A 23,342-nucleotide genomic window follows, 5' to 3' on the forward strand; every position below is an offset into this window, starting at 1 on the left:
GCTTTTGCTGAAGTATCGCCTGATTTCCGCTTTTGTATTAATACCCATTGTCATTGCGGCGCTGTTTTTACTGCCCCCAGTGGGATTCGCTATTGTTACGCTGGTGGTCTGTATGCTCGCCGCGTGGGAATGGGGACAGTTTAGCGGCTTTACCTCACGCAGTCAGCGAGTATGGCTTGCGGTACTCTGTGGCTTTATCCTGGCCATAATGCTGTTTACGTTGCCTGAATATCATCATGATATTCATCAACCGCTGGTTGCTGGTTCCCTGTGGGTATCGCTGGCCTGGTGGGTTGCTGCTCTGCTGCTGGTGCTTTTTTACCCCGGCTCTGCGGCAATCTGGCGTAATTCAAAAGTGCTGCGGCTTATTTTTGGTTTGCTCACGATTGTTCCATTTTTCTGGGGTATGGTCGCACTGCGTGCCTGGCACTATGACGAAAACCACTACAGCGGCGCGATCTGGCTGCTTTATGTGATGATTCTCGTCTGGGGGGCTGACTCCGGGGCCTATATGTTTGGTAAACTGTTTGGCAAACATAAACTGGCGCCGAAGGTTTCCCCGGGTAAAACCTGGCAAGGCTTCATCGGTGGCTTGTTTACGGCAGCGATTATCTCCTGGGGCTACGGCGTCTGGGCGAATCTGGAAGTGGCACCGTCAATACTGCTGGTGTGCTCGATTTTTGCTGCGCTTGCCTCAGTGCTCGGTGATTTAACCGAGAGTATGTTTAAGCGTGAAGCAGGGATTAAGGACAGCGGACACCTGATTCCAGGGCATGGCGGTATACTGGATCGCATTGATAGCCTGACAGCGGCTGTTCCGGTATTTGCTTGCTTGCTTTTACTGGTATTTGGGACGATTTAACGGAAGGTTTTATGCTGAGCATTCTCTGGAATCTGGCGGCGTTCATTGTTGCACTGGGTGTACTGATTACCGTGCATGAATTTGGCCATTTCTGGGTTGCTCGCCGTTGTGGTGTGCGGGTAGAGCGATTTTCCATCGGTTTCGGTAAATCACTCTGGACGCGCACCGACCGTCACGGTACGGAATTTGTCATCGCCCTTATCCCGCTGGGCGGCTACGTTAAAATGCTCGACGAGCGCGTTGAGCCTGTCGCACCTGAATTACGACACAGCGCATTCAACAACAAAACGGTTGGACAGCGCGCCGCCATCATCGCTGCCGGACCGGTAGCCAACTTCATCTTTGCTATTTTCGCTTACTGGCTGGTGTTTATCATTGGCGTTCCCGGCGTGCGCCCTGTGGTAGGTGAAATTGCCCCCAATTCCATCGCGGCGAGTGCGCAAATTACGTCAGGGATGGAACTTAAAGCGATTGATGGCATCGAAACCCCTGATTGGGATGCCGTGCGACTGCAACTGGTAGCCAAAATTGGTGATCAGCAGACAACCATCAGCGTATCGCCGTTTGGTTCTGACACGCGTCAGGACAAAGTGCTCGATTTACGTCACTGGCGTTTCGAGCCAGACAAAGAAGATCCCGTCGCTGCACTGGGCATTCGTCCACGTGGCGCTCAGATTGAGCCAGTGTTAGCCGAAGTACAGGCAAATTCGGCGGCGAGCAAAGCGGGTTTGCAAGCGGGCGACAGGATCGTTAAAGTCGATGGTCAACCATTAACAGAGTGGATGACCTTTGTTACTCTGGTGCGCGATAATCCGGGAACGTCCCTCGCACTGGAAGTTGAGAGGAAAGGTAGTCCGCTTTCGCTGACGCTGTTCCCGGATACGAAGTCGGTCGGCAAAAAGGCAGAAGGGTTTGCAGGCGTTGTGCCAAAAGTGATCCCGCTGCCAGATGAGTACAAGACAATACGCCAGTATGGACCGTTCAGCGCCATCCTTGAAGCCACGGATAAAACATGGCAACTGATGAAGCTGACGGTCAACATGTTGGGGAAATTGATAACCGGTGATGTGAAACTGAACAACCTCAGTGGGCCAATTTCGATTGCTCAGGGGGCTGGGATGTCAGCGGAATTCGGGGTGATTTACTATCTCATGTTCCTCGCGCTGATTAGCGTGAACCTTGGGATAATCAACCTGTTCCCGCTTCCCGTTTTAGACGGGGGTCATCTGCTGTTTTTAGCGATTGAAAAGCTAAAAGGCGGACCGGTATCCGAGCGAGTTCAAGACTTTAGTTATCGCATTGGCTCGATTTTGCTGGTGCTGTTAATGGGGCTTGCACTTTTCAATGATTTCTCTCGGTTGTAAGAGAGTGTTAGGAAGAACGCATAATAACGATGGCGATGAAAAAGTTGCTCATAGCGTCGCTGCTGTTTAGCAGCGCCACCGTATACGGTGCTGACGGGTTCGTAGTGAAAGACATTCATTTCGAAGGCCTCCAGCGTGTCGCCGTTGGTGCGGCCCTCCTCAGTATGCCTGTACGCCCCGGCGATACGGTCAATGATGATGATATCAGTAACACCATCCGTGCTCTGTTTGCCACGGGCAACTTCGAGGATGTCCGCGTCCTGCGCGATGGTGATACGCTGCTGGTACAGGTAAAAGAACGTCCAACGATTGCCAGTATCACTTTCTCCGGTAACAAGTCGGTGAAAGATGACATGCTCAAGCAAAACCTTGAAGCATCGGGTGTTCGTGTGGGCGAGTCTCTGGACCGCACAACCCTTTCAGACATTGAGAAAGGTCTGGAAGACTTCTACTACAGCGTGGGTAAATACAGTGCCAGCGTGAAAGCAGTGGTAACACCTCTGCCACGTAACCGTGTTGACCTGAAGTTGGTCTTCCAGGAAGGTGTTTCTGCGAAGATCCAACAGATCAACATTGTCGGCAACCACGCGTTTAGCACCGACGAACTGATCTCGACCTTCCAGCTGCGCGATGAAGTGCCGTGGTGGAACGTGGTGGGCGATCGTAAATACCAGAAACAGAAACTGGCGGGCGACCTTGAGACCCTGCGCAGCTACTATCTGGATCGTGGTTATGCCCGTTTCAACATTGACTCGACCCAGGTCAGTCTGACGCCGGACAAGAAAGGGATCTACATTACGATTAACATCACTGAAGGCGAACAATATAAGCTTTCGGGTGTTGAAGTAAGTGGCAACCTGGCGGGGCATTCTGCTGAGATCGAATCGCTGACCAAAATTCAGCCAGGCGATCTGTACAGTGGTTCTAAAGTGACCAAAATGGAAGACAGCATTAAGAAGCTGCTCGGCCGCTATGGTTATGCCTATCCTCGCGTACAAACACAGCCGGAAATTAACGACGCGGATAAAACCGTTAAGCTGCATGTGAATGTTGATGCGGGTAACCGTTTCTACGTGCGTAAGATCCGCTTCGTCGGTAACGACACCTCCAAAGATTCCGTTTTGCGCCGCGAAATGCGTCAGATGGAAGGCGCATGGCTGGGTAGCGACCTCGTTGATCAGGGGAAAGAGCGTCTGAACCGTCTGGGTTATTTTGAAACCGTAGATACGGATACCCAGCGCGTGCCAGGTAGCCCGGATCAGGTTGATGTCGTCTATAAAGTGAAAGAGCGTAACACCGGTAGCTTCAACTTTGGTGTGGGCTACGGTACTGAAAGCGGCGTGAGCTTCCAGGTTGGTGTACAGCAGGATAACTGGCTGGGTACGGGTTACTCTGTTGGTATTAATGGTACCAAAAACGACTACCAGACCTACTCTGAGTTCTCTGTCACTAACCCATACTTCACCGTAGACGGTGTGAGCCTGGGCGGTCGTATCTTCTATAACGACTTTAAAGCTGACAACGCGGATCTGTCCTCTTACACCAACAAGAGTTACGGTGCAGATGGTACGCTTGGCTTCCCTGTCAACGAATACAACACGCTGCGTGCGGGCTTAGGTTACGTGCATAACGACCTGTCCAACATGCAACCGCAGGTGGCGATGTGGCGTTATCTGGACTCTATTGGCCAGCCAACCAGCAAAAGCGGTCATGACAACGGCTTTGCCGCGGATGACTTCACCTTTAACTACGGCTGGACCTATAACCGTCTTGACCGTGGTTACTTCCCGACGGAAGGTTCTCGTGTCAACCTGAACGGTAAAGTGACCGTACCGGGTTCCGATAACGAGTTCTATAAGGTCACGCTGGATACCGCGTCTTACTTCCCAATTGATGACGACCACAAGTGGGTGGTTCTGGGTCGTACCCGTTGGGGCTATGGTGATGGTCTGGGTGGCAAGGAACTGCCATTCTATGAAAACTTCTATGCCGGTGGTTCCAGCACCGTTCGTGGCTTCCAGTCCAACAACATTGGTCCGAAAGCGGTCTACTACGGCGGAAACGACAAAGATAATTGTAATAAGTCCTCGACTTCCGACGTTTGTAGCTCCAATGATGCTGTGGGCGGTAACGCCATGGCAGTTGCCAGCCTGGAGTTCATCACGCCAACGCCGTTTATCAGTGATAAATATGCGAACTCAGTCCGTACGTCCTTCTTCTGGGATGCAGGTACTGTGTGGGATACCAACTGGCAGAATACTGCCCAGATGCGAGCGGAAGGTATTCCTGACTACAGCGATCCGAGCAATATTCGCATGTCTGCCGGTATCGCATTACAATGGATGTCACCGCTGGGGCCGTTGGTCTTCTCTTACGCCCAGCCGTTTAAGAAATATGATGGAGATAAGTCGGAGCAATTCCAGTTTAACATTGGTAAAACCTGGTAATAATCCGCTGCAAAGGAATGCGTTGGCAGTGTAGCGCTGACAACTGGCGATCGGTAACACGGTCGCCTTGCCACGCAAAGAACGGTACCTTCTGGTGCCAATGGGATGGTAAGGAGTTAATTGTGAAAAAGTGGTTATTAGCTGCAGGTCTCGGTTTAGCGATGGCAACTTCTGCTCAGGCAGCAGACAAAATTGCAATCGTCAACATGGGTAATTTGTTCCAGCAGGTTGCACAGAAAACTGGCGTTTCTGCGACTCTGGAAAACGAATTCAAAGGCCGTGCAAGCGAACTGCAGGGTATGGAAAACGATCTTCAGTCCAAAATGCAGCGTCTGCAGCGTGATGGTTCTACCATGAAAGCAAGCGATCGCAGCAAGCTGGAAAAAGACGTAATGGCTCAGCGCCAGGCGTTCTCTCAGAAAGCGCAGGCTTTCGAGCAGGATCGTCAGCGTCGTTCTAACGAAGAACGTGGCAAGCTGGTGACTCGCATTCAGACTGCTGTTAAAGCAGTGGCTGCCGATCAGAGCATCGATCTGGTTGTTGATGCGAACGCCGTCGCTTTCAACAGCAAAGATGTTAAAGACATCACCGCTGATGTTCTGAAACAGGTTAAATAAGTAATGCCTTCAATTCGACTGGCTGATTTAGCTCAGCAGTTGGATGCAGAATTACACGGTGATGGCGATATCGTCATCACCGCTGTTGCGTCCATGCAATCTGCTAAAGCTGGCACGATTACCTTCATGGTAAGCCCTAAGTACCGTGAACAACTGGCTCAATGCCAGGCGTCAGCTGTTGTTCTGACGCAGGACGATCTTCCGTTTGCCACTAGCGCTGCACTGGTAGTGAAAAATCCCTACCTGACGTATGCACGCATGGCTCAAATTCTTGACACCACGCCGCAGCCGGCCCAGAACATTGCTGCCAGTGCAGCGATTGATCCGACGGCTCAGTTGGGTAACAACGTAGCGGTTGGTGCGAATGCCGTTATCGAGTCTGGCGTAGTGTTGGGCGATAACGTCGTTATCGGACCGGGTTGCTTCGTTGGGAAAAATACGAAAATCGGCGCCGGGACCCGTTTATGGGCCAATGTGTCCATTTACCATGAAGTTGAAATTGGCGAAAATTGCCTCGTCCAGTCCAGTACAGTGATTGGATCGGATGGCTTTGGTTACGCTAACGATCGTGGTAATTGGGTTAAAATCCCACAGCTTGGTCGCGTGATCATTGGCGATCGTGTGGAGATCGGGGCCTGTACCACTATTGACCGTGGCGCGCTTGACGACACGATCATTGGCAATGGTGTTATCATTGATAACCAGTGCCAGATTGCGCATAACGTTGTGATTGGCGACAATACCGCGGTAGCGGGGGGCGTCATCATGGCTGGCAGCCTGAAAATTGGCCGTTACTGCATGATTGGCGGCGCGAGCGTGATTAATGGCCATATGGAAATATGCGACAAAGTCACAGTGACGGGAATGGGCATGGTAATGCGCCCTATCACTGAACCTGGCGTCTATTCCTCCGGCATCCCGCTGCAACCCAACAAGGTATGGCGTAAAACAGCAGCTCTGGTGATGAACATTGATGATATGAGCAAGCGTCTCAAGTCTCTTGAGCGCAAGATCGATCAACAAGACTAAACGTCATCCGTTTAACGCTATTTTTCCCGGCCTGTCGGCTTTCTAATAAACCGGCAGGCCGTGTTATTATTGTTATCAGTACATTTTGACAGGAAGAGTATTTTGACTACTGACACTCATACTCTGCATATTGAAGAGATTTTAGAACTTCTGCCGCACCGCTACCCGTTTCTGCTGGTAGACCGTGTGCTGGATTTTGAAGAAGGTCGTTTTCTGCGCGCAGTGAAAAATGTTTCCGTGAACGAGCCGTTCTTCCAGGGGCACTTCCCTGGTAAGCCTATCTTCCCGGGTGTGTTGATTCTGGAAGCGATGGCTCAGGCTACCGGTATTCTGGCGTTTAAAAGCGTTGGCAAACTGGAGCCAGGCGAGTTGTATTACTTCGCGGGTATTGATGAAGCGCGCTTTAAGCGCCCTGTCGTGCCTGGTGATCAGATGATCATGGAAGTCACTTTTGAAAAAACGCGTCGTGGCCTGACTCGCTTCAAAGGCGTAGCGCTGGTTGACGGCAAAGTTGTTTGCGAAGCGACGATGATGTGTGCTCGTAGCCGGGAGTCCTGATACGTGATTGATAAATCCGCCTTTATTCATCCTACCGCGATTGTGGAAACCGGTGCCATCATTGGCGCTAACGTCCACATTGGCCCGTTTTGTATTGTTGGACCCTATGTCGAAATTGGTGAGGGTACAGTACTGAAATCTCACGTTGTGGTGAATGGTCACACGACCATTGGCTGCAATAACGAGATCTATCAGTTCGCCTCCATCGGCGAAGTTAACCAGGATCTTAAATATGCTGGTGAGTCGACCCGTCTGGAAATTGGCGATCGTAACCGTATTCGCGAAAGCGTCACCATTCATCGTGGAACAGTACAGGGTGGTGGGTTGACGAAGGTGGGCAGCGATAACCTGTTTATGGTTAATGCGCATATCGCGCACGACTGTACCGTGGGTGACCGCTGTATTCTTGCCAACAACGCAACGCTGGCAGGACACGTATCGGTTGATGACTTCGCAATTATTGGCGGCATGACCGCAGTCCATCAGTTCTGCATTATTGGTGCACACGTGATGGTCGGTGGATGCTCCGGTGTGGCGCAGGACGTCCCACCGTATGTGATTGCGCAGGGCAACCATGCCACGCCGTTTGGCGTGAACATCGAAGGCCTCAAGCGTCGTGGCTTTAGCCGCGAAGCGATTACTGCCATCCGCAACGCGTATAAGCTGCTGTACCGTAGCGGCAAAACGCTGGAAGAGGCGAAGCCGGAAATTGCCGAGCTGGCGAATAAGCACCCGGAAGTGAACGCGTTCATGGAATTCTTTGACCGTTCAACAAGGGGTCTGATTCGTTAATGGTCGACAGTCGTCCGCTTACGATAGCCCTGGTCGCCGGAGAAACCTCCGGCGATATTCTTGGTGCAGGTCTTATCCGTGCGCTCAAGGCGCGTGTACCCAATGCTCGATTTGTGGGTGTTGCTGGCCCGCTGATGCAGGCCGAAGGCTGTGAAGCCTGGTATGAAATGGAAGAGCTGGCTGTGATGGGCATCGTTGAGGTGCTGGGGCGGCTACGCCGTTTACTGCATATTCGTGCCGATCTTACTCGCCGCTTTACCGAACTGAAACCCGATGTGTTTGTCGGTATCGATGCACCTGATTTCAACATTACCCTCGAAGGGAATCTGAAAAAGCAGGGCATAAAAACCATTCATTACGTCAGTCCGTCCGTCTGGGCGTGGCGACAAAAACGTGTTTTCAAAATCGGACGGTCCACCAACCTGGTGCTGGCTTTCCTGCCTTTCGAAAAAGCGTTTTACGACAGATTTAATGTTCCGTGCCGTTTTATCGGTCATACCATGGCGGATGCGATGCCATTGGATCCGGATAAAAACGCGGCGCGCGACGAGCTCGGCATCCCGCATGATGCGCACTGTCTGGCATTGCTGCCAGGCAGCCGTGGCGCAGAAGTTGAGATGCTGAGCGCCGATTTCCTCAAAACGGCGCAAATTCTTCGCCAGACCTATCCCGACCTTGAAGTGGTTGTTCCGCTGGTGAATGCCAAACGCCGCGAGCAGTTTGAGCGCATCAAGGCGGAAGTCGCCCCGGATCTTCACGTTCGTCTTCTGGACGGGAAAGGGCGGGAAGCGATGTATGCGAGCGATGCCGCGCTGCTGGCCTCCGGCACGGCGGCGCTGGAATGTATGCTGGCGAAATGCCCGATGGTGGTCGGTTATCGCATGAAGCCGTTCACCTTCTGGCTGGCAAAACGTCTGGTGAAAACGGATTATGTCTCCCTGCCAAACCTGCTTGCCGGGCGCGAGCTGGTGAAAGAGCTGTTGCAGGATGAGTGCCAGCCGCAGGCGCTTGCCGATGCGTTGCTGCCGCTGCTCGCCGACGGCAAGACCAGCCACCAGATGCATGATACGTTCCGTGAACTGCATCAGCAGATCCGCTGTAATGCCGATGAGCAAGCGGCTGATGCGGTGCTGGAGTTAGCAAAATGATGGAATTTGTTTATCCTCACACCCACCTTGTGGCAGGTGTGGATGAAGTGGGGCGTGGCCCGTTAGTCGGGGCAGTAGTTACCGCAGCGGTGATCCTCGATCCGGCTCGCCCGATTATTGGACTGAATGACTCTAAAAAATTGTCCGAAAAGCGTCGCCTGGCGCTGTTTAGTGAAATTCAGGAGAAGGCACTGGCCTGGAGCCTGGGGCGCGCTGAACCACATGAAATCGACGAGTTGAATATTTTGCACGCCACGATGCTGGCGATGCAGCGTGCGGTGGCGGGGCTGAACATTTCCCCGGAATATGTCCTGATTGACGGCAACCGCTGCCCGTCATTGCCGATGCCTTCGATGGCCGTGGTCAAAGGCGATAGTCGCGTCGCAGAAATCAGTGCCGCTTCTATTATTGCCAAAGTGACACGCGATGCCGAAATGGCCGCGCTGGATCTCACTTACCCTCAGTATGGTTTCGCCCAGCACAAGGGGTATCCAACAGCTTTCCATCTGGAAAAGCTGGCTGAACATGGCGCAACCGAACATCACCGGCGCAGCTTTGGCCCGGTGAAACGCGCGCTGGGACTGGTGTCCTGAATCAATACGCAAGCAATTAAGTAACGCGGAATCTGAAGATGGCTGAACCACGTTTCGTACACCTGCGGGTGCATAGCGACTACTCCATGATCGATGGGCTGGCGAAGACCGGGCCGCTGGTTAAAAAGGCGGCCTCACTTGGCATGCCTGCACTGGCGATCACCGATTTTACCAACCTGTGTGGCCTGGTGAAGTTCTACGGAACGGCGCATGGCGCGGGGATGAAGCCTATCGTCGGTGCAGATTTTCATGTGCAGAGCGATCTCATCGGCGATGAAATGACGCAAATTTCCGTGTTAGCGATGAACAACACGGGTTATCAAAACCTCACACTGCTTATCTCAAAAGCCTATCAACGCGGCTATGGCGCGCTGGGGCCGTGGATCGACCGCGACTGGCTGGCTGAGCTAAATGAAGGGCTGCTGCTGATCTCTGGCGGCCGTATGGGTGATGTCGGTAAATGCCTGCTGCGTGGCAACAGCGCATTGGTGGATCAGTGCATCTCGTTTTATGAAGAGTACTTCCCGGATCGCTATTATCTGGAGTTGATTCGTACTGGCCGCCCTGACGAAGAGAATTATCTGCACGCTGCTGTCGCGTTGGCTGAAGAGCGCGGCTTGCCCGTGGTGGCAACGAATGACGTGCGTTTCCTGGAGTCTGGTGATTTTGACGCGCACGAAATACGCGTCGCTATCCACGATGGCTTCACCCTCGACGATCCAAAGCGTCCGCGTAATTACTCCTCGCAGCAATATATGCGCAGCGAAGAGGAAATGTGCGAACTCTTCTCCGATATTCCGGAAGCGCTGGAAAACAGCGTCGAGATAGCAAAACGCTGCAACGTTACCGTGCGCCTCGGAGAATACTTCCTTCCGCAGTTCCCGACGGGAGATATGACCACGGAAGATTTCCTAGTCGTGAAATCCAAAGAGGGTCTGGAAGAGCGTCTGGAATTCTTGTTCCCGGATGAAGAAGAACGCAAAAAACGTCGTCCTGAATATGACGAACGTCTGGATATAGAACTCCAGGTGATAAACCAGATGGGCTTCCCGGGCTACTTCCTGATCGTTATGGAGTTTATCCAGTGGTCGAAGGACAACGGCGTGCCGGTAGGTCCGGGACGTGGTTCCGGTGCGGGCTCACTGGTTGCTTACGCGCTCAAAATTACCGACCTCGATCCGCTGGAATTTGACCTGCTGTTCGAACGTTTCCTTAACCCTGAACGTGTCTCAATGCCCGACTTCGACGTCGACTTCTGCATGGAGAAACGTGACCAGGTTATCGAACACGTGGCGGACATGTACGGCCGTGATGCGGTATCGCAGATTATTACTTTCGGTACCATGGCGGCAAAAGCGGTTATCCGCGACGTAGGCCGCGTACTGGGACATCCGTACGGCTTTGTTGATCGTATCTCGAAACTGGTCCCGCCCGAACCGGGGATGACGCTGGCGAAAGCGTTCGAAGCCGAACCGCAACTGCCGGAAATTTACGAAGCTGACGAAGAAGTCAAAGCGCTGATCGATATGGCGCGTAAGCTGGAAGGCGTCACGCGTAACGCCGGTAAGCATGCGGGTGGGGTGGTTATCGCTCCAACCAAAATCACTGATTTTGCGCCGCTTTACTGTGATGAAGCGGGTCAGCATCCGGTTACCCAGTTTGACAAGAACGATGTGGAATACGCCGGGCTGGTGAAGTTCGACTTCCTCGGTCTGCGTACTCTGACCATCATCAACTGGGCTCTGGAGATGATCAACGCCCGCCGTGAGAAGAACGGCGAGCCGCCGCTGGATATTGCCGCTATCCCGCTGGATGACAAGAAAAGTTTCGACATGCTGCAGCGCTCGGAGACCACCGCCGTCTTCCAGCTTGAATCCCGCGGCATGAAAGACCTGATTAAACGTCTGCAACCTGACTGTTTCGAAGATATGATCGCACTGGTGGCGCTGTTCCGTCCGGGGCCCCTTCAGTCAGGGATGGTAGATAACTTTATCGACCGTAAGCACGGGCGCGAAGAGATTTCCTACCCGGACGTTCAGTGGCAGCATGAAAGCCTGAAACCAGTACTGGAACCGACCTACGGCATCATTCTGTACCAGGAACAGGTTATGCAGATTGCCCAGGTGCTCTCTGGTTATACCCTTGGCGGTGCGGACATGCTGCGTCGTGCGATGGGTAAGAAAAAGCCGGAAGAGATGGCCAAGCAGCGTGGCACCTTCGAAGAAGGGGCGAAAAAGAACGGCGTTGACGGCGAACTGGCGATGAAAATTTTCGACCTGGTGGAGAAATTCGCCGGGTACGGATTTAACAAATCTCACTCTGCCGCCTATGCTTTGGTTTCGTATCAGACGCTGTGGCTGAAAGCGCACTATCCGGCTGAGTTTATGGCGGCGGTTATGACCGCCGATATGGACAACACCGAGAAGGTGGTTGGTCTGGTGGATGAGTGCTGGCGCATGGGGCTGAAGATCCTGCCGCCGGATATCAACTCAGGTCTTTACCATTTCCACGTCAACGAGCACGGGGAAATTGTCTACGGGATCGGTGCGATCAAAGGCGTAGGTGAGGGGCCGATCGAAGCGATCATCGAAGCCCGTAACAACGGTGGTTATTTCCGTGAGCTGTTCGATCTTTGCGCCCGTACGGATACCAAAAAACTGAACCGCCGCGTGCTGGAAAAACTGATCATGTCTGGCGCGTTCGACAGGCTCGGGCCGCACCGCGCCGCGCTGATGAACTCGCTCGGCGATGCGCTGAAAGCAGCCGATCAACATGCGAAAGCGGAAGCCATTGGCCAGGCGGATATGTTCGGTGTGCTGGCAGAAGAGCCAGAGCAGATCGAGCAGTCATACGCCAGCTGCCTGCCGTGGCCAGAACAGGTGGTACTGGATGGTGAGCGTGAAACGTTAGGTTTGTACCTGACGGGGCACCCGATCAACCAGTACATCAAAGAAATTGAGCGCTATGTCGGAGGCTACAGGCTGAAAGACATGCATCCGACAGAACGTGGTAAAATCACCACGGCTGCGGGGCTCGTGATTGCTGCAAGGGTAATGGTCACCAAGCGCGGCAATCGTATCGGCATCTGTACGCTGGATGACCGTTCCGGGCGTCTGGAGGTGATGTTGTTCACCGACGCGCTGGATAAATACCAGCAATTGCTGGAAAAAGACCGCATACTTATCGTCAGCGGACAGGTCAGCTTTGATGACTTCAGCGGGGGGCTTAAAATGACCGCCCGCGAAGTGATGGACATTGACGAAGCCCGGGAAAAATATGCTCGCGGGCTTGCTATCTCGCTGACGGACAGGCAAATTGATGACCAGCTTTTAAACCGACTCCGTCAGTCTCTGGAACCCCACCGCTCGGGGACAATTCCAGTACATCTCTACTATCAGAGGGCGGATGCACGTGCGCGGTTGCGCTTTGGTGTAACGTGGCGTGTCTCTCCGAGCGATCGTTTACTTAACGATCTCCGTGGCCTCATTGGTTCGGAGCAGGTGGAACTGGAGTTTGACTAATACAGGAATACTATGAGTCTGAATTTCCTTGATTTCGAACAGCCGATTGCTGAGCTGGAAGCGAAAATCGATTCTCTGACAGCGGTAAGCCGTCAGGATGAAAAACTGGATATTAACATCGACGAAGAAGTGCATCGTCTGCGCGAAAAAAGCGTAGAGCTGACGCGCAAAATCTTTGCCGATCTCGGCGCATGGCAGATTGCCCAGCTGGCGCGTCACCCACAGCGTCCGTACACCCTGGATTATGTCCGCCTGGCGTTTGACGAGTTTGACGAACTGGCCGGCGACCGCGCATACGCTGACGATAAAGCTATCGTTGGTGGTATTGCTCGTCTGGATGGACGCCCGGTGATGATCATTGGTCATCAGAAAGGTCGTGAAACCAAAGAGAAAATCCGTCGTAACTTCGGGATGCCTGCACCAGAAGGCTACCGTAAAGCTCTGCGTTTGATGGAGATGGCTGAGCGTTTCAACATGCCAATCATCACCTTTATCGACACGCCGGGTGCATACCCGGGTGTGGGCGCGGAAGAACGCGGCCAGTCTGAAGCTATCGCACGCAACCTGCGTGAGATGTCTCGCCTGAGCGTGCCGGTCATCTGTACCGTTATCGGTGAAGGTGGTTCCGGTGGTGCGCTGGCGATTGGCGTGGGCGATAAAGTGAATATGCTGCAATACAGCACCTATTCTGTTATCTCCCCGGAAGGCTGTGCATCTATTCTGTGGAAGAGTGCGGACAAAGCGCCTCTGGCTGCCGAAGCGATGGGCATCATTGCTCCGCGCCTGAAAGAGCTGAAACTGATCGATACCGTTATCCCGGAACCACTGGGCGGTGCGCATCGTAAGCCGGAAGTCATGGCGGCTTCTCTGAAAGCGCAGCTGCTGGCGGACCTGGCAGACCTCGATGTGCTGAGCAAAGAAGACCTGCTGAACCGCCGTTATCAGCGTCTGATGACCTACGGTTACGCATAATCTTCACAATTATCTGAAAAGCCGCACAATGTTGCGGCTTTTTTTATACCTGCGGTTTACCCTGGCTATGCTTAGCTAATGTTTTTCAAGGAGGTAAACCATGAACATTATTGCCATCATGGGGCCACATGGCGTCTTTTATAAAGATGAGCCCATCAAGGAGCTGGAGCAGACACTACAGTCCCGCGGATACCAGCTTATCTGGCCGCATAACAGCGCCGATCTGCTGAAGTTCATCGAGCATAACCCGCGTATCTGCGGTGTTATCTTTGACTGGGATGAGTACGATCTTGAGCTGTGCAGCGAAATTAACAAGCTGAACGAATATCTGCCGCTGTATGCCTTTATCAATACTCACTCGACAATGGATGTCAGCGCGCATGATATGCGTATGGCACTGTGGTTCTTTGAATACTCACTCGGCGTTGCGGAAGATATTGCGACCCGCATTCAGCAATACACCCGTGAATACCTCGATAACATCACGCCGCCGTTTACCCGGGCGCTGTTCACCTATGTGAAAGAAGGCAAATATACCTTCTGTACACCTGGGCACATGGCAGGAACGGCGTATCAGAAAAGCCCGGTGGGCTGCCTGTTCTATGATTTCTTCGGCGGAAACACCCTTAAGGCGGATGTGTCGATTTCGGTCACTGAGCTGGGATCTCTGCTTGACCATACAGGCCCGCATCTGGAAGCCGAAGAGTATATCGCCCGCACCTTTGGCGCTGAGCAGAGCTATATGGTGACCAACGGCACCTCGACCTCGAACAAAATTGTCGGGATGTACGCCGCGCCTGCGGGGAGCACCCTGCTGATTGACCGTAACTGCCATAAGTCGCTGGCGCACCTGCTGATGATGAGCAACGTCGTACCGCTCTGGCTGTCACCCACGCGTAACGCGCTCGGTATTCTTGGCGGCATTCCGCGCCGGGAGTTTACGCATGAAGCCATTGAAAGCAAGGTCGCGGCAGTGCCCGGCGCAAGCTGGCCTGTCCATGCGGTGATCACCAACTCGACCTATGACGGTCTGCTGTACAACACTAACTGGATTAAAAAAACGCTGGACGTGCCGTCGATCCACTTCGATTCCGCGTGGGTGCCCTACACCAATTTCCACCCGATTTACGCGGGTAAAAGCGGAATGAGCGGTGAGCGCGTACCGGGTAAAGTGTTCTTCGAAACGCAGTCGACCCACAAAATGCTGGCTGCGTTTTCTCAGGCTTCACTTATCCACATCAAGGGCGAGTATGACGAAGAGACATTTAATGAAGCCTTTATGATGCACACCACCACGTCGCCGAGCTATCCACTGGTGGCCTCTATTGAAACGGCGGCGGCCATGCTGCGTGGCAATCCGGGCAAGCGTTTGATTAACCGCTCGGTTGAACGGGCCCTGCATTTCCGCAAAGAGGTTCAGCGGCTGAAAGATGAAGCCGACGGCTGGTTCTTTGACATCTGGCAGCCGGAAGAGATTGATGAAGCAGAATGCTGGCCCGTCTCACCCGGTGAAAACTGGCATGGTTTCCGCGAAGCGGATAGCGACCACATGTTCCTCGATCCGGTAAAAGTCACGATCCTGACGCCGGGCATGGATGAGCAGGGCAAGATGAGCGAGGAAGGGATCCCCGCCGCGCTGGTCGCGAAATTCCTGGATGAGCGCGGGGTTGTGGTAGAGAAAACCGGGCCGTATAACCTGCTATTCCTGTTCAGTATTGGTATTGATAAAACCCGGGCGATGGGGCTGTTGCGCGGCCTGATGGAGTTTAAGCGCGCTTATGATCTCAACTTGCGGGTGAAAAACATGCTGCCGGATCTCTATGCTGAGGATCCTGACTTCTATCGCAATATGCGTATTCAGGATCTCGCTCAGGGGATCCATCGGCTTATTCGGCAGCACGATCTGCCGCGCCTGATGCTGCAGGCGTTTGATGTGTTGCCAGAAATGAAGCTTACCCCACACAAAGCATGGCAGCGGCAGGTGAAAGGGGAGGTTGAAACCGTTGAGCTGGAAAATCTTGTCGGGCGCGTATCGGCCAACATGATCCTGCCTTACCCGCCGGGCGTACCGCTCCTGATGCCGGGAGAGATGATTACCGAGGAAAGCCGGGCCGTGCTCGATTTTCTGTTGATGCTTTGCTCGGTAGGGCGTCACTATCCAGGATTTGAGACGGATATCCACGGTGCGAAGCGCGATGAGAACGGCGTTTACTGGGTGCGAGTCCTAAAATAAAGATGGCCACTTGCCAGGTGCGGGTTTTCGGTTGTAACGTTCAGGGATCATAAAAAGGAGAAGCTATGCTGGGTTTAAAACAGGTTCACCATATTGCGATCATTGCGACCGATTACGCGAAAAGTAAGGCCTTCTACTGCGATATCTTGGGCTTTACGCTGTTGAGCGAGGCCTATCGTGAGGAACGTGATTCCTGGAAGGGGGATCTCGCGTTAAACGGGCAATATGTGATTGAACTGTTCTCCTTTCCCTTCCCACCTGCACGCCCGTCACGCCCGGAAGCCTGTGGTCTGCGCCATCTTGCCTTTAGCGTTGATGACCTGGACAGCGCAGTAAAACATCTGGAAGCGCACGGTGTGGCGTGCGAAGCGATACGCGTCGATCCGTTCACCGACAAGCGTTTCACCTTTTTCAGCGACCCGGACGGCCTGCCGCTGGAGCTTTATCAGCAGTAATGATTGTCCTGTGTGATAATGCCCGCTCAGTTCGGGCATTTTTTATGTGTAATTTCCTATGACCTTACCCGCTATCGCCAAAGCCGTTTCACCGTACCGCCAGCTGCTGGTGGGGTTTAGCGGTGGCCTGGATTCTACCGTTCTGCTTCATCGTTTGAAGCTCTGGCGCGATCGGGAGCCTGATGTTCAGCTTCGGGCGATACATATCCACCACGGATTGAGTTCTCATGCCGATGCCTGGGTGGCGCACTGTGAGGCGCTGTGTGCCGCGTGGGCGATCCCGTTCATTGCTGAGCGCGTCACGCTTCAGGACGAAGGGCTGGGGATTGAGGCACAAGCACGTAAAGCGCGTTATGCCGCTTTTGCCAGCGTAATACAGCCAGGCGAAGCGCTGGTTACGGCGCAGCATCTGGATGACCAGTGCGAAACCTTTTTGCTGGCGCTAAAGCGGGGCAGCGGGCCGGCGGGGCTTTCTGCCATGCCCGAACGTGCTGAATTTGCCGGGACGACATTACTTCGTCCGCTGTTGGGTGAGACACGTGCGTCGCTGGAAGCCTGGGCACGGGAATATCAGCTGAACTGGATTGAAGATGAGAGCAATCAGGATGACAGCTACGACCGTAATTTTCTGCGTCTGCATGTCCTCCCGCTTTTGAGCGAGCGCTGGCCGCATTTTGCTGACGCCACAGCAAGAAGCGCCATGCTGTGCGCCGAACAGGAAGCATTGCTGGATGAGTTGTTGAGTGAAGAGCTGGCTCAACTGATCTCTGAAGACGGATCGCTGGCGATCGCACCGCTGGAAGCGATGAGCCCGGTGCGTCGGGCGGCACTGTTACGACGCTGGCTGGCCACTCATCGCGCCGCAATGCCATCGCGGGCAATGCTGAGCCGTATCTGGGACGAAGTTGCTCGGTCGCGGGAGGATGCGTCCCCGTGCGTACATTTGAATGGTTATGACGTAAGGCGCTATAAAGGGAAGCTCTGGTGGATAAAATCTACCCCCTCTTTTAGCGATGTCGTACTCAACTGGGCGTCACCCGAATTACCGCTGATATTGCCCTGTGATGCAGGACGAGTCTCTCTGGTATCGTCTGGCCATGTACGCCTACCGAATGGCGGTGAACAGGTTACCGTGCGCTTTAAGGCTGGCGGCATGCTGCATATCGTCGGGCGCAACGGGGGGCGGAAGCTGAAGAAAATATGGCAGGAGTGTAACGTGCCACCGTGGCTGCGCGATACAACGCCACTCCTTTTCTACGGCGAAACGCTGATTGCTGCTGCAGGGGTTTTCATCACGGAAGAGGGATGGGCAGAAGAGGGTGTTAGTTTTGCATGGCAGAAAGCGTAACGGGCAGCCTGGCTGCCCGTTAGTGTCATCAGGATTCGCTCACCACGACGGTGCCGATTTGCGGGTGGCTGAAGCTGGCTATTTTGTCCAGACGCAGCTCACGCGTCGCACCGGCATCTTCCACGATCAGATATTCCACATTCTTACGCGAAACCAGATCGCTGGCTTTCGCCTTCAACACTTCGCCATCTTTTAGCTCCAGCGTCAGTAATAAATGATGCTGGCAGGCGAGTTCGAGGTTGTCATAGTCATCACAATTGATGGGTTGATAAGTATCATTCATCGACATAATCGCTCACCAGTAAATTCGCCGCAGCATACGCTGCTTTCTCCCTGACCGACTCTGAAAGGCTCTCATCAGAGGCCACTTCATTAAGCACTTTCAATACACAGCCCAGCGCGTCCGGGACATACCCCAGATCCCCGCTGGCGATTTCCGCATACCGTTTGCGAATTAACTCACAATAATTATTCACATCCCCTCCCGCCAGCGCACTGACTTACTGTGAGATATCATTAAGCCTACGAAGATAAACTCGGTTTAGCAAGGTGACTATACCATACTCATTTAAGCAATATCAGAGCCTTGATAGTGGTGTATTTATCACCCAGTAACAGCCTTTTGCCGCTGTTTTCGCTACAATGTGCGCCTGATTCGAATGGAGTTCTCTCATGGCGCTGAAAGCGACAATTTATAAAGCAGTGGTCAATGTGGCCGATCTTGATCGCAACCAGTTCCTGGATGCGTCGCTTACTCTGGCACGCCACCCCTCAGAAACTCAGGAACGCATGATGCTGCGCCTGCTGGCGTGGATTAAGTATGCTGACGAGCGACTGCAATTTACCCGAGGCTTAAGCGCAGAGGACGAGCCAGAAGCCTGGCTGCGCAACGATCATCTGGGTATCGATCTGTGGATTGAACTTGGCCTGCCGGATGAACGTCGTATTAAAAAGGCCTGCACCCAGTCCGCTGAAGTCGCGTTATTTGCGTATAATCAGCGTGCTGCGGAGATCTGGTGGCAGCAAAATAAAAGCAAATGCAGGCAGTTTGCCAATCTTACCGTCTGGTATCTGGATGATGAGCAACTGGCGCAGTTGAGCGACTTTGCCAGCCGGACCATGGTGCTGCAGGCGACAATTCAGGATGGCGCAATCTGGCTCTCTGATTCTCAGAATAATCTGGAAATTCATTTGACGGCGTGGCAACCGGCCTCATGATCGTCTTGTCCCGAAACGTCAGCATTCCTGACAACGAGCTGGAGATCACCGCCATCCGTGCTCAGGGGGGGCGGGGGGGCAGCACGTCAACAAGGCCTCAACGGCTATCCATTTGCGTTTTGACATTCGGGCCTCAAGCCTGCCAGAGTATTATAAAGAAAGCCTGCTTGCAGCCAGCCATCACCTGATCACCAGCGATGGTGTAATTGTGATTAAAGCCCAGGAGTACCGTAGCCAGGAATTGAACCGGGAAGCGGCCATCGCCAGGCTGGTGGCGGTAATCAAAGAATTAACCGCGGTACAAAAAAGCCGCCGGGCAACGCGGCCTACTCGCGCATCGAAAGAGCGTAGGCTGTCGTCGAAGGCTCAAAAATCCACAGTGAAAGCACTACGCGGTAAAGTTCGTCGCCCAACAGAGTGACGAAAGGGAACACAATTTTCAGAAGGAATTCATTGTGAAAAAAGCATTATTCTCAGCGCTGGCAGTGAGTACGCTGTTTGCGCTTTTCGGGTGTAACAACCGTTCTGAAACGCAGGTTATGCAGCCCGCGCAGAATGAAGAGTTAAAGCCCATGCAGCAGAGCTGGCTCGGCGTATTGCCATGCGCAGACTGTGAGGGCATTGAAACGTCTCTGTTCCTGCAAAAAGACGGTACCTGGGTCATGAATCAGCGGTATCAGGGCGCGAAAGAACCGTCTTCTTTTGCGACTTACGGGACATGGGCGCGTACGGCTGAGAAGCTGGTCCTGACGGATACCACAGGTGAGAAAACCTATTTCCGCGCTAAAGGCGAGGGGATGGAGATGCTCGACCGCGAAGGTAATCCGATTGAGTCCCAGTTCAACTACACGCTGGCACCGGTAAATGCGGCCCTGCCTGCCACGCCGATGGCAATGCGGGGCATGTATTTCTATATGGCTGATGCGGCGATCTTTACCGACTGCGCAACCGGCAGAAAAGTCAGCGTGGCGAACAATGCACAGCTTGAGCGTGATTACGCTGTTGCACGCGGTAATGACAGTAAGCCGGTATTGCTGACGGTCGACGGTCACTTTACGCTGGAGCCAAACCCGGATAGCGGAGAGATGGTGAAAACGCTGGTAGCAGATAAAGACGCGAAGTTTGTCGCGGGTAAAGACTGCAACAGCAAGTAAGCCGACATAGCCCCATTAAAAAACCCCGCCGGAGCGGGGTTTTTTGTTTCTTAACCTTTAATGGCTTTCACCAGGTAATCAAGAATGTCGCCGGTCTTGATCATCTGTTTCTCGCCGTTACGACGGTATTTGTATTCAATTTCGTCGCTATCGAGGTTACGGTCGCCGATGACGATGGTATGTGGGATACCAATCAGTTCCATATCAGCAAACATCACACCTGGACGCTCTTTACGGTCATCCATCAGCACCTCGATACCCTGAGCGCGCAGCTCAGCGTACAGCTTCTCAGCCAGTTCCTGCACGCGGTAAGACTTGTGCATGTTCATTGGCAGGATCGCAACCTGGAACGGCGCGATGTTGTCCGGCCAGACGATACCACGCTCGTCATAGTTCTGCTCAATCGCTGCGGCCACCACGCGCGTTACCCCGATACCGTAGCAACCCATGGTCAGGATCTGGTTACGACCATCTTCGCCCTGAACGGCAGCGTTCATCGCACGAGAGTATTTATCACCCAACTGGAAGATGTGACCGACTTCGATGCCGCGTTTGATCATCAGCGTACCCTGTCCGTCCGGGCTTGGGTCGCCAGCAACGACGTTACGGATGTCAGCCACTTCAGGTGTCGCCACATCGCGATCCCAGTTGATGCCGAAGTAGTGTTTACCGTCGATGTTAGCACCTGCAGCGAAGTCGCTCATTGCCGCTACCGTACGGTCAATAACAACAGGCACAGGCATGTTTACCGGCCCCAGAGAGCCTGGGCCAGCATTGACCACAGCACGGATTTCAGCTTCCGTCGCGAACGCCAGCGGGCTGGCAACCTGCGGCAGCTTCTCGGCTTTCACTTCGTTCAGCTCATGATCGCCACGTACCAGCAGGGCAACCAGCGGGTAAGCGCTGCCTTCGGTGGATTTCACCAGCAGCGTTTTCACTGTTTTTTCGACTGGCAGGTTGAACTGCTCAACCAGCTCGGCAATGGTTTTCGCGTTTGGCGTATCAACCAGCGTCATCTCTTGTGTTGCAGCAGCACGTGGCTCTTTTGGTGCCAGTGCTTCTGCAAATTCGATGTTCGCCGCATAGTCAGAGGAGTCAGAGAAGATCACATCGTCTTCACCGCTCTGCGCCAGTACCTGGAACTCATGGGATGCGCTACCGCCGATGGAGCCGGTATCAGCCTGCACAGCACGGAAATCCAGACCCATGCGGGAGAAGATTTTGCTGTATGCCGCGTACATTTTGTCGTAGGTCTCTTGCAGTGATTCCTGAGACGTATGGAAAGAGTAGGCATCTTTCATCAGGAATTCGCGAGAGCGCATGACGCCGAAACGTGGGCGAACTTCGTCACGGAACTTGGTCTGGATCTGGAAGAAGTTCAGCGGCAACTGTTTGTAAGAGCTCAGCTCATTACGGATCAGGTCGGTAATGACTTCTTCATGCGTTGGGCCGAGGACAAACGGACGATCGCCGCGATCGGCAATACGCAGCAGTTCCGGACCGTACTGCTCCCAGCGACCGCTCTCCTGCCACAGCTCAGAAGGCTGAACTACCGGCATTAACACCTCGATAGCACCGGCGTTGTTCATCTCTTCACGCACGATGTTTTCGACTTTTTTCAGGACGCGCACGCCGGTCGGCAGCCAGGTGTATAACCCGGAGGCCAGCTTGCGGATCATCCCGGCGCGCAGCATCAGCTGATGGCTGATCACTTCGGCGTCGGCTGGCGTCTCCTTCAGAGTGGAGAGCAGATATTGGCTAGTACGCATGTTGTTACGGTTCCGTTTCGACTAGTGAGACAGGCTGAAAGGTCAACCTGACACAAAAAAAGTGGTTTAGTTTACCAGTGTGGCAAAGATGCCAAAAGAGAGGAGATTAAAATTACCTGGGTTCCAGGGCAAACACTTCAAAACCTGCCTGTGTGACGCGCCAGCGAACGTTAAAATCCAGCAGCCAGACAGCGTAAGTCTTTCCCGCTTCCTCTTCTTTACGATAAGCGGGACGCGGGTCCTGTGCCAGAACTTCAACAATAAAGTCTTTCAACCGCGGATAGCGCTTTTCCAGCTGTATTAGCTGGGCCGCTATCTCCTGCGTGAAATGAACGGGCATATCCGCCTGCGGTGCCTGCTGAGCATAACTTGCGCGGGCATCCGGGAGAGCTTCGGCGAAGGGCAAATAGGGTTTGATGTCGATAACCGGTGTGCCATCCACAAGATCAAGGCTACCTAACTCCAGTATCACCTGATCCTTCTGACAACGTATACCCTTCAGTTCGACCAGCGACATCCCAATCGGGTTTGGACGGAAGGTCGAACGCGTCGCAAACACCCCCATTCTCGCATTTCCACCCAGCCGGGGAGGACGCACGGTTGGACGCCAGCCACCTTCCATCGTCTGGTGAAACACAAATACCACCCATAAATGGCTGAAAGCGTCGAGTCCGCGCACCGCGTCGGCCTGATTGTAAGGTGCAATCAGGTGAAGCTCACCGCTTCCGCTGGTGACAAGACCGGGCTGGCGAGGTACGGCGAACTTCTCTTTATAAGGTGAGCGGATAACGCCTATTTGCTCGAACTGAAATGCACTCATTTCGCCGTAATATTCAGCGCAGAACCGATGCATACCGCCTGACGATAGCAGCCTGGTGTACCGCTGGTCACTTCGCAGCTGTGCAGCAGAACAGCGTTAGCTTTCATTTTTGCGGCATTGATCTGCATGCGTTTACGCGCTGTCGGGATATTCGGTGGAGAGTCCTGGTTGGTCGCCTGGCAGGATTCACCGCTCACTTCACCCAGTTCACGGAACGGTTTACCGACGAGCTCATCAGCCTTAGTGATAATGCGAACCGGTGCAGGACGAACCACTTTCGGTTTCGCAGGCTCTGTTTTTGGCGGGGTTGCCGTGCTTTGAACAGGTTCAACGGGAGATCTGCTTAGCATAGAACAGCCGCTCAACATGAGTGCTAAAAGACAGATCGGTAAAGCACGCATAATAGTTCCTCAATGGATAATCAAAACGTCAGATATTGAAT

The 23,342-nt window shown here is 53.5% G+C and carries 21 protein-coding genes and 1 pseudogene; 17 read left to right on the forward strand and 5 right to left on the reverse strand.

What is annotated here, in order from left to right; all coding sequences use genetic code 11:
* Positions 1–4: 4 nt before the first annotated feature.
* From cdsA to tilS, 14 genes are all read left to right on the forward strand, one after another.
* Entirely contained in the window at positions 5–862 is an 858-nt protein-coding gene (cdsA, locus tag AAHF05_RS04015) for a phosphatidate cytidylyltransferase (RefSeq protein WP_028018297.1), read from the forward strand.
* Positions 863–873: 11 nt separating this feature from the next.
* Positions 874–2,226 (forward strand): sigma E protease regulator RseP, encoded by a 1,353-nt coding sequence (rseP, locus tag AAHF05_RS04020; protein ID WP_129323898.1) that lies wholly within the window; start codon positions 874–876, stop codon positions 2,224–2,226.
* A 29-nt stretch (positions 2,227–2,255) separates the two neighbouring features.
* Complete coding sequence (gene bamA, locus AAHF05_RS04025; RefSeq protein ID WP_129323897.1) at positions 2,256–4,673, forward strand: outer membrane protein assembly factor BamA; 2,418 nt, start codon at positions 2,256–2,258, stop codon at positions 4,671–4,673.
* A 122-nt stretch (positions 4,674–4,795) separates the two neighbouring features.
* A complete protein-coding gene (gene skp, locus AAHF05_RS04030; RefSeq protein ID WP_008501902.1) occupies positions 4,796–5,290 on the forward strand; it encodes a molecular chaperone Skp in 495 nt (164 codons plus the stop codon).
* Positions 5,291–5,293: 3 nt separating this feature from the next.
* On the forward strand, positions 5,294–6,319 hold the full coding sequence (gene lpxD, locus AAHF05_RS04035) for a UDP-3-O-(3-hydroxymyristoyl)glucosamine N-acyltransferase (protein ID WP_114979150.1): 1,026 nt from the start codon (positions 5,294–5,296) through the stop codon (positions 6,317–6,319).
* 102 nt (positions 6,320–6,421) lie between these two features.
* Positions 6,422–6,877 (forward strand): 3-hydroxyacyl-ACP dehydratase FabZ, encoded by a 456-nt coding sequence (gene fabZ, locus AAHF05_RS04040; protein ID WP_010426706.1) that lies wholly within the window; start codon positions 6,422–6,424, stop codon positions 6,875–6,877.
* Between the two features lie 3 nt (positions 6,878–6,880).
* Positions 6,881–7,669, forward strand: a complete 789-nt coding sequence (lpxA, locus tag AAHF05_RS04045) for an acyl-ACP--UDP-N-acetylglucosamine O-acyltransferase (RefSeq protein WP_129323896.1) — start codon at positions 6,881–6,883, stop codon at positions 7,667–7,669.
* The gene (gene lpxB / locus AAHF05_RS04050; protein ID WP_129323895.1) at positions 7,669–8,817 is read left to right on the forward strand and encodes a lipid-A-disaccharide synthase; all 1,149 of its coding nucleotides are present in this window, start codon (positions 7,669–7,671) and stop codon (positions 8,815–8,817) included. The genes lpxA and lpxB overlap by 1 nt, the downstream gene beginning before the upstream one ends.
* Positions 8,814–9,410: a ribonuclease HII gene (gene rnhB, locus AAHF05_RS04055; protein WP_114979153.1), complete on the forward strand. Its 597-nt coding sequence runs from the start codon at positions 8,814–8,816 to the stop codon at positions 9,408–9,410. The genes lpxB and rnhB overlap by 4 nt, the downstream gene beginning before the upstream one ends.
* 38 nt (positions 9,411–9,448) lie before the next feature.
* The gene (gene dnaE, locus AAHF05_RS04060) at positions 9,449–12,931 is read left to right on the forward strand and encodes a DNA polymerase III subunit alpha (protein WP_129323894.1); all 3,483 of its coding nucleotides are present in this window, start codon (positions 9,449–9,451) and stop codon (positions 12,929–12,931) included.
* Positions 12,932–12,943: 12 nt separating this feature from the next.
* Positions 12,944–13,903, forward strand: a complete 960-nt coding sequence (gene accA, locus AAHF05_RS04065) for an acetyl-CoA carboxylase carboxyl transferase subunit alpha (RefSeq protein WP_006810033.1) — start codon at positions 12,944–12,946, stop codon at positions 13,901–13,903.
* A 100-nt stretch (positions 13,904–14,003) separates the two neighbouring features.
* The gene (locus tag AAHF05_RS04070; RefSeq protein ID WP_129323893.1) at positions 14,004–16,136 is read left to right on the forward strand and encodes a lysine decarboxylase LdcC; all 2,133 of its coding nucleotides are present in this window, start codon (positions 14,004–14,006) and stop codon (positions 16,134–16,136) included.
* Positions 16,137–16,201: 65 nt separating this feature from the next.
* Positions 16,202–16,591 carry a VOC family protein gene (locus tag AAHF05_RS04075; RefSeq protein WP_114980157.1) on the forward strand — a complete coding sequence of 130 codons (390 nt, stop codon included), beginning with the start codon at positions 16,202–16,204 and terminating at the stop codon, positions 16,589–16,591.
* A gap of 58 nt (positions 16,592–16,649) precedes the next feature.
* Positions 16,650–17,939, forward strand: a complete 1,290-nt coding sequence (gene tilS, locus AAHF05_RS04080) for a tRNA lysidine(34) synthetase TilS (RefSeq protein ID WP_129323892.1) — start codon at positions 16,650–16,652, stop codon at positions 17,937–17,939.
* A gap of 28 nt (positions 17,940–17,967) precedes the next feature.
* On the opposite strand, the gene rof is transcribed toward tilS, so the two are convergent.
* Both rof and AAHF05_RS04090 read right to left on the reverse strand, forming a co-directional pair.
* On the reverse strand, positions 17,968–18,228 hold the full coding sequence (rof, locus tag AAHF05_RS04085) for a Rho-binding antiterminator (protein WP_008501890.1): 261 nt from the start codon (positions 18,226–18,228) through the stop codon (positions 17,968–17,970).
* On the reverse strand, positions 18,215–18,415 hold the full coding sequence (locus tag AAHF05_RS04090; protein WP_008501889.1) for a YaeP family protein: 201 nt from the start codon (positions 18,413–18,415) through the stop codon (positions 18,215–18,217). The genes rof and AAHF05_RS04090 overlap by 14 nt, the downstream gene beginning before the upstream one ends.
* Before the next feature lie 196 nt (positions 18,416–18,611).
* On the opposite strand from AAHF05_RS04090, the gene AAHF05_RS04095 reads away from it, so the two are divergent.
* From AAHF05_RS04095 to nlpE, 3 genes and pseudogenes are all read left to right on the forward strand, one after another.
* Positions 18,612–19,157: a YaeQ family protein gene (locus tag AAHF05_RS04095; RefSeq protein ID WP_129323891.1), complete on the forward strand. Its 546-nt coding sequence runs from the start codon at positions 18,612–18,614 to the stop codon at positions 19,155–19,157.
* Positions 19,154–19,578 (forward strand): annotated as a pseudogene (arfB, locus tag AAHF05_RS04100) (alternative ribosome rescue aminoacyl-tRNA hydrolase ArfB). The gene AAHF05_RS04095 and the pseudogene arfB overlap by 4 nt, the downstream one beginning before the upstream one ends.
* Positions 19,579–19,612: 34 nt before the next feature.
* Complete coding sequence (gene nlpE / locus AAHF05_RS04105; protein WP_129323890.1) at positions 19,613–20,311, forward strand: envelope stress response activation lipoprotein NlpE; 699 nt, start codon at positions 19,613–19,615, stop codon at positions 20,309–20,311.
* A 50-nt stretch (positions 20,312–20,361) separates the two neighbouring features.
* Here the strand turns inward: nlpE and proS are convergent, their stop codons facing one another.
* The 3 genes from proS to rcsF form a co-directional block, all read right to left on the reverse strand.
* On the reverse strand, positions 20,362–22,080 hold the full coding sequence (gene proS / locus AAHF05_RS04110) for a proline--tRNA ligase (RefSeq protein WP_129323889.1): 1,719 nt from the start codon (positions 22,078–22,080) through the stop codon (positions 20,362–20,364).
* Between the two features lie 112 nt (positions 22,081–22,192).
* Positions 22,193–22,900 carry a tRNA (N6-threonylcarbamoyladenosine(37)-N6)-methyltransferase TrmO gene (tsaA, locus tag AAHF05_RS04115; RefSeq protein ID WP_129323888.1) on the reverse strand — a complete coding sequence of 236 codons (708 nt, stop codon included), beginning with the start codon at positions 22,898–22,900 and terminating at the stop codon, positions 22,193–22,195.
* Entirely contained in the window at positions 22,897–23,301 is a 405-nt protein-coding gene (gene rcsF / locus AAHF05_RS04120) for an Rcs stress response system protein RcsF (protein WP_008501883.1), read from the reverse strand. Before rcsF ends, tsaA begins: the two co-directional genes overlap by 4 nt.
* Positions 23,302–23,342: the final 41 nt, after the last annotated feature.

The sequence above is a fragment of the Enterobacter adelaidei genome (assembly GCF_041937165.1).
GTDB lineage: Bacteria > Pseudomonadota > Gammaproteobacteria > Enterobacterales > Enterobacteriaceae > Enterobacter > Enterobacter adelaidei.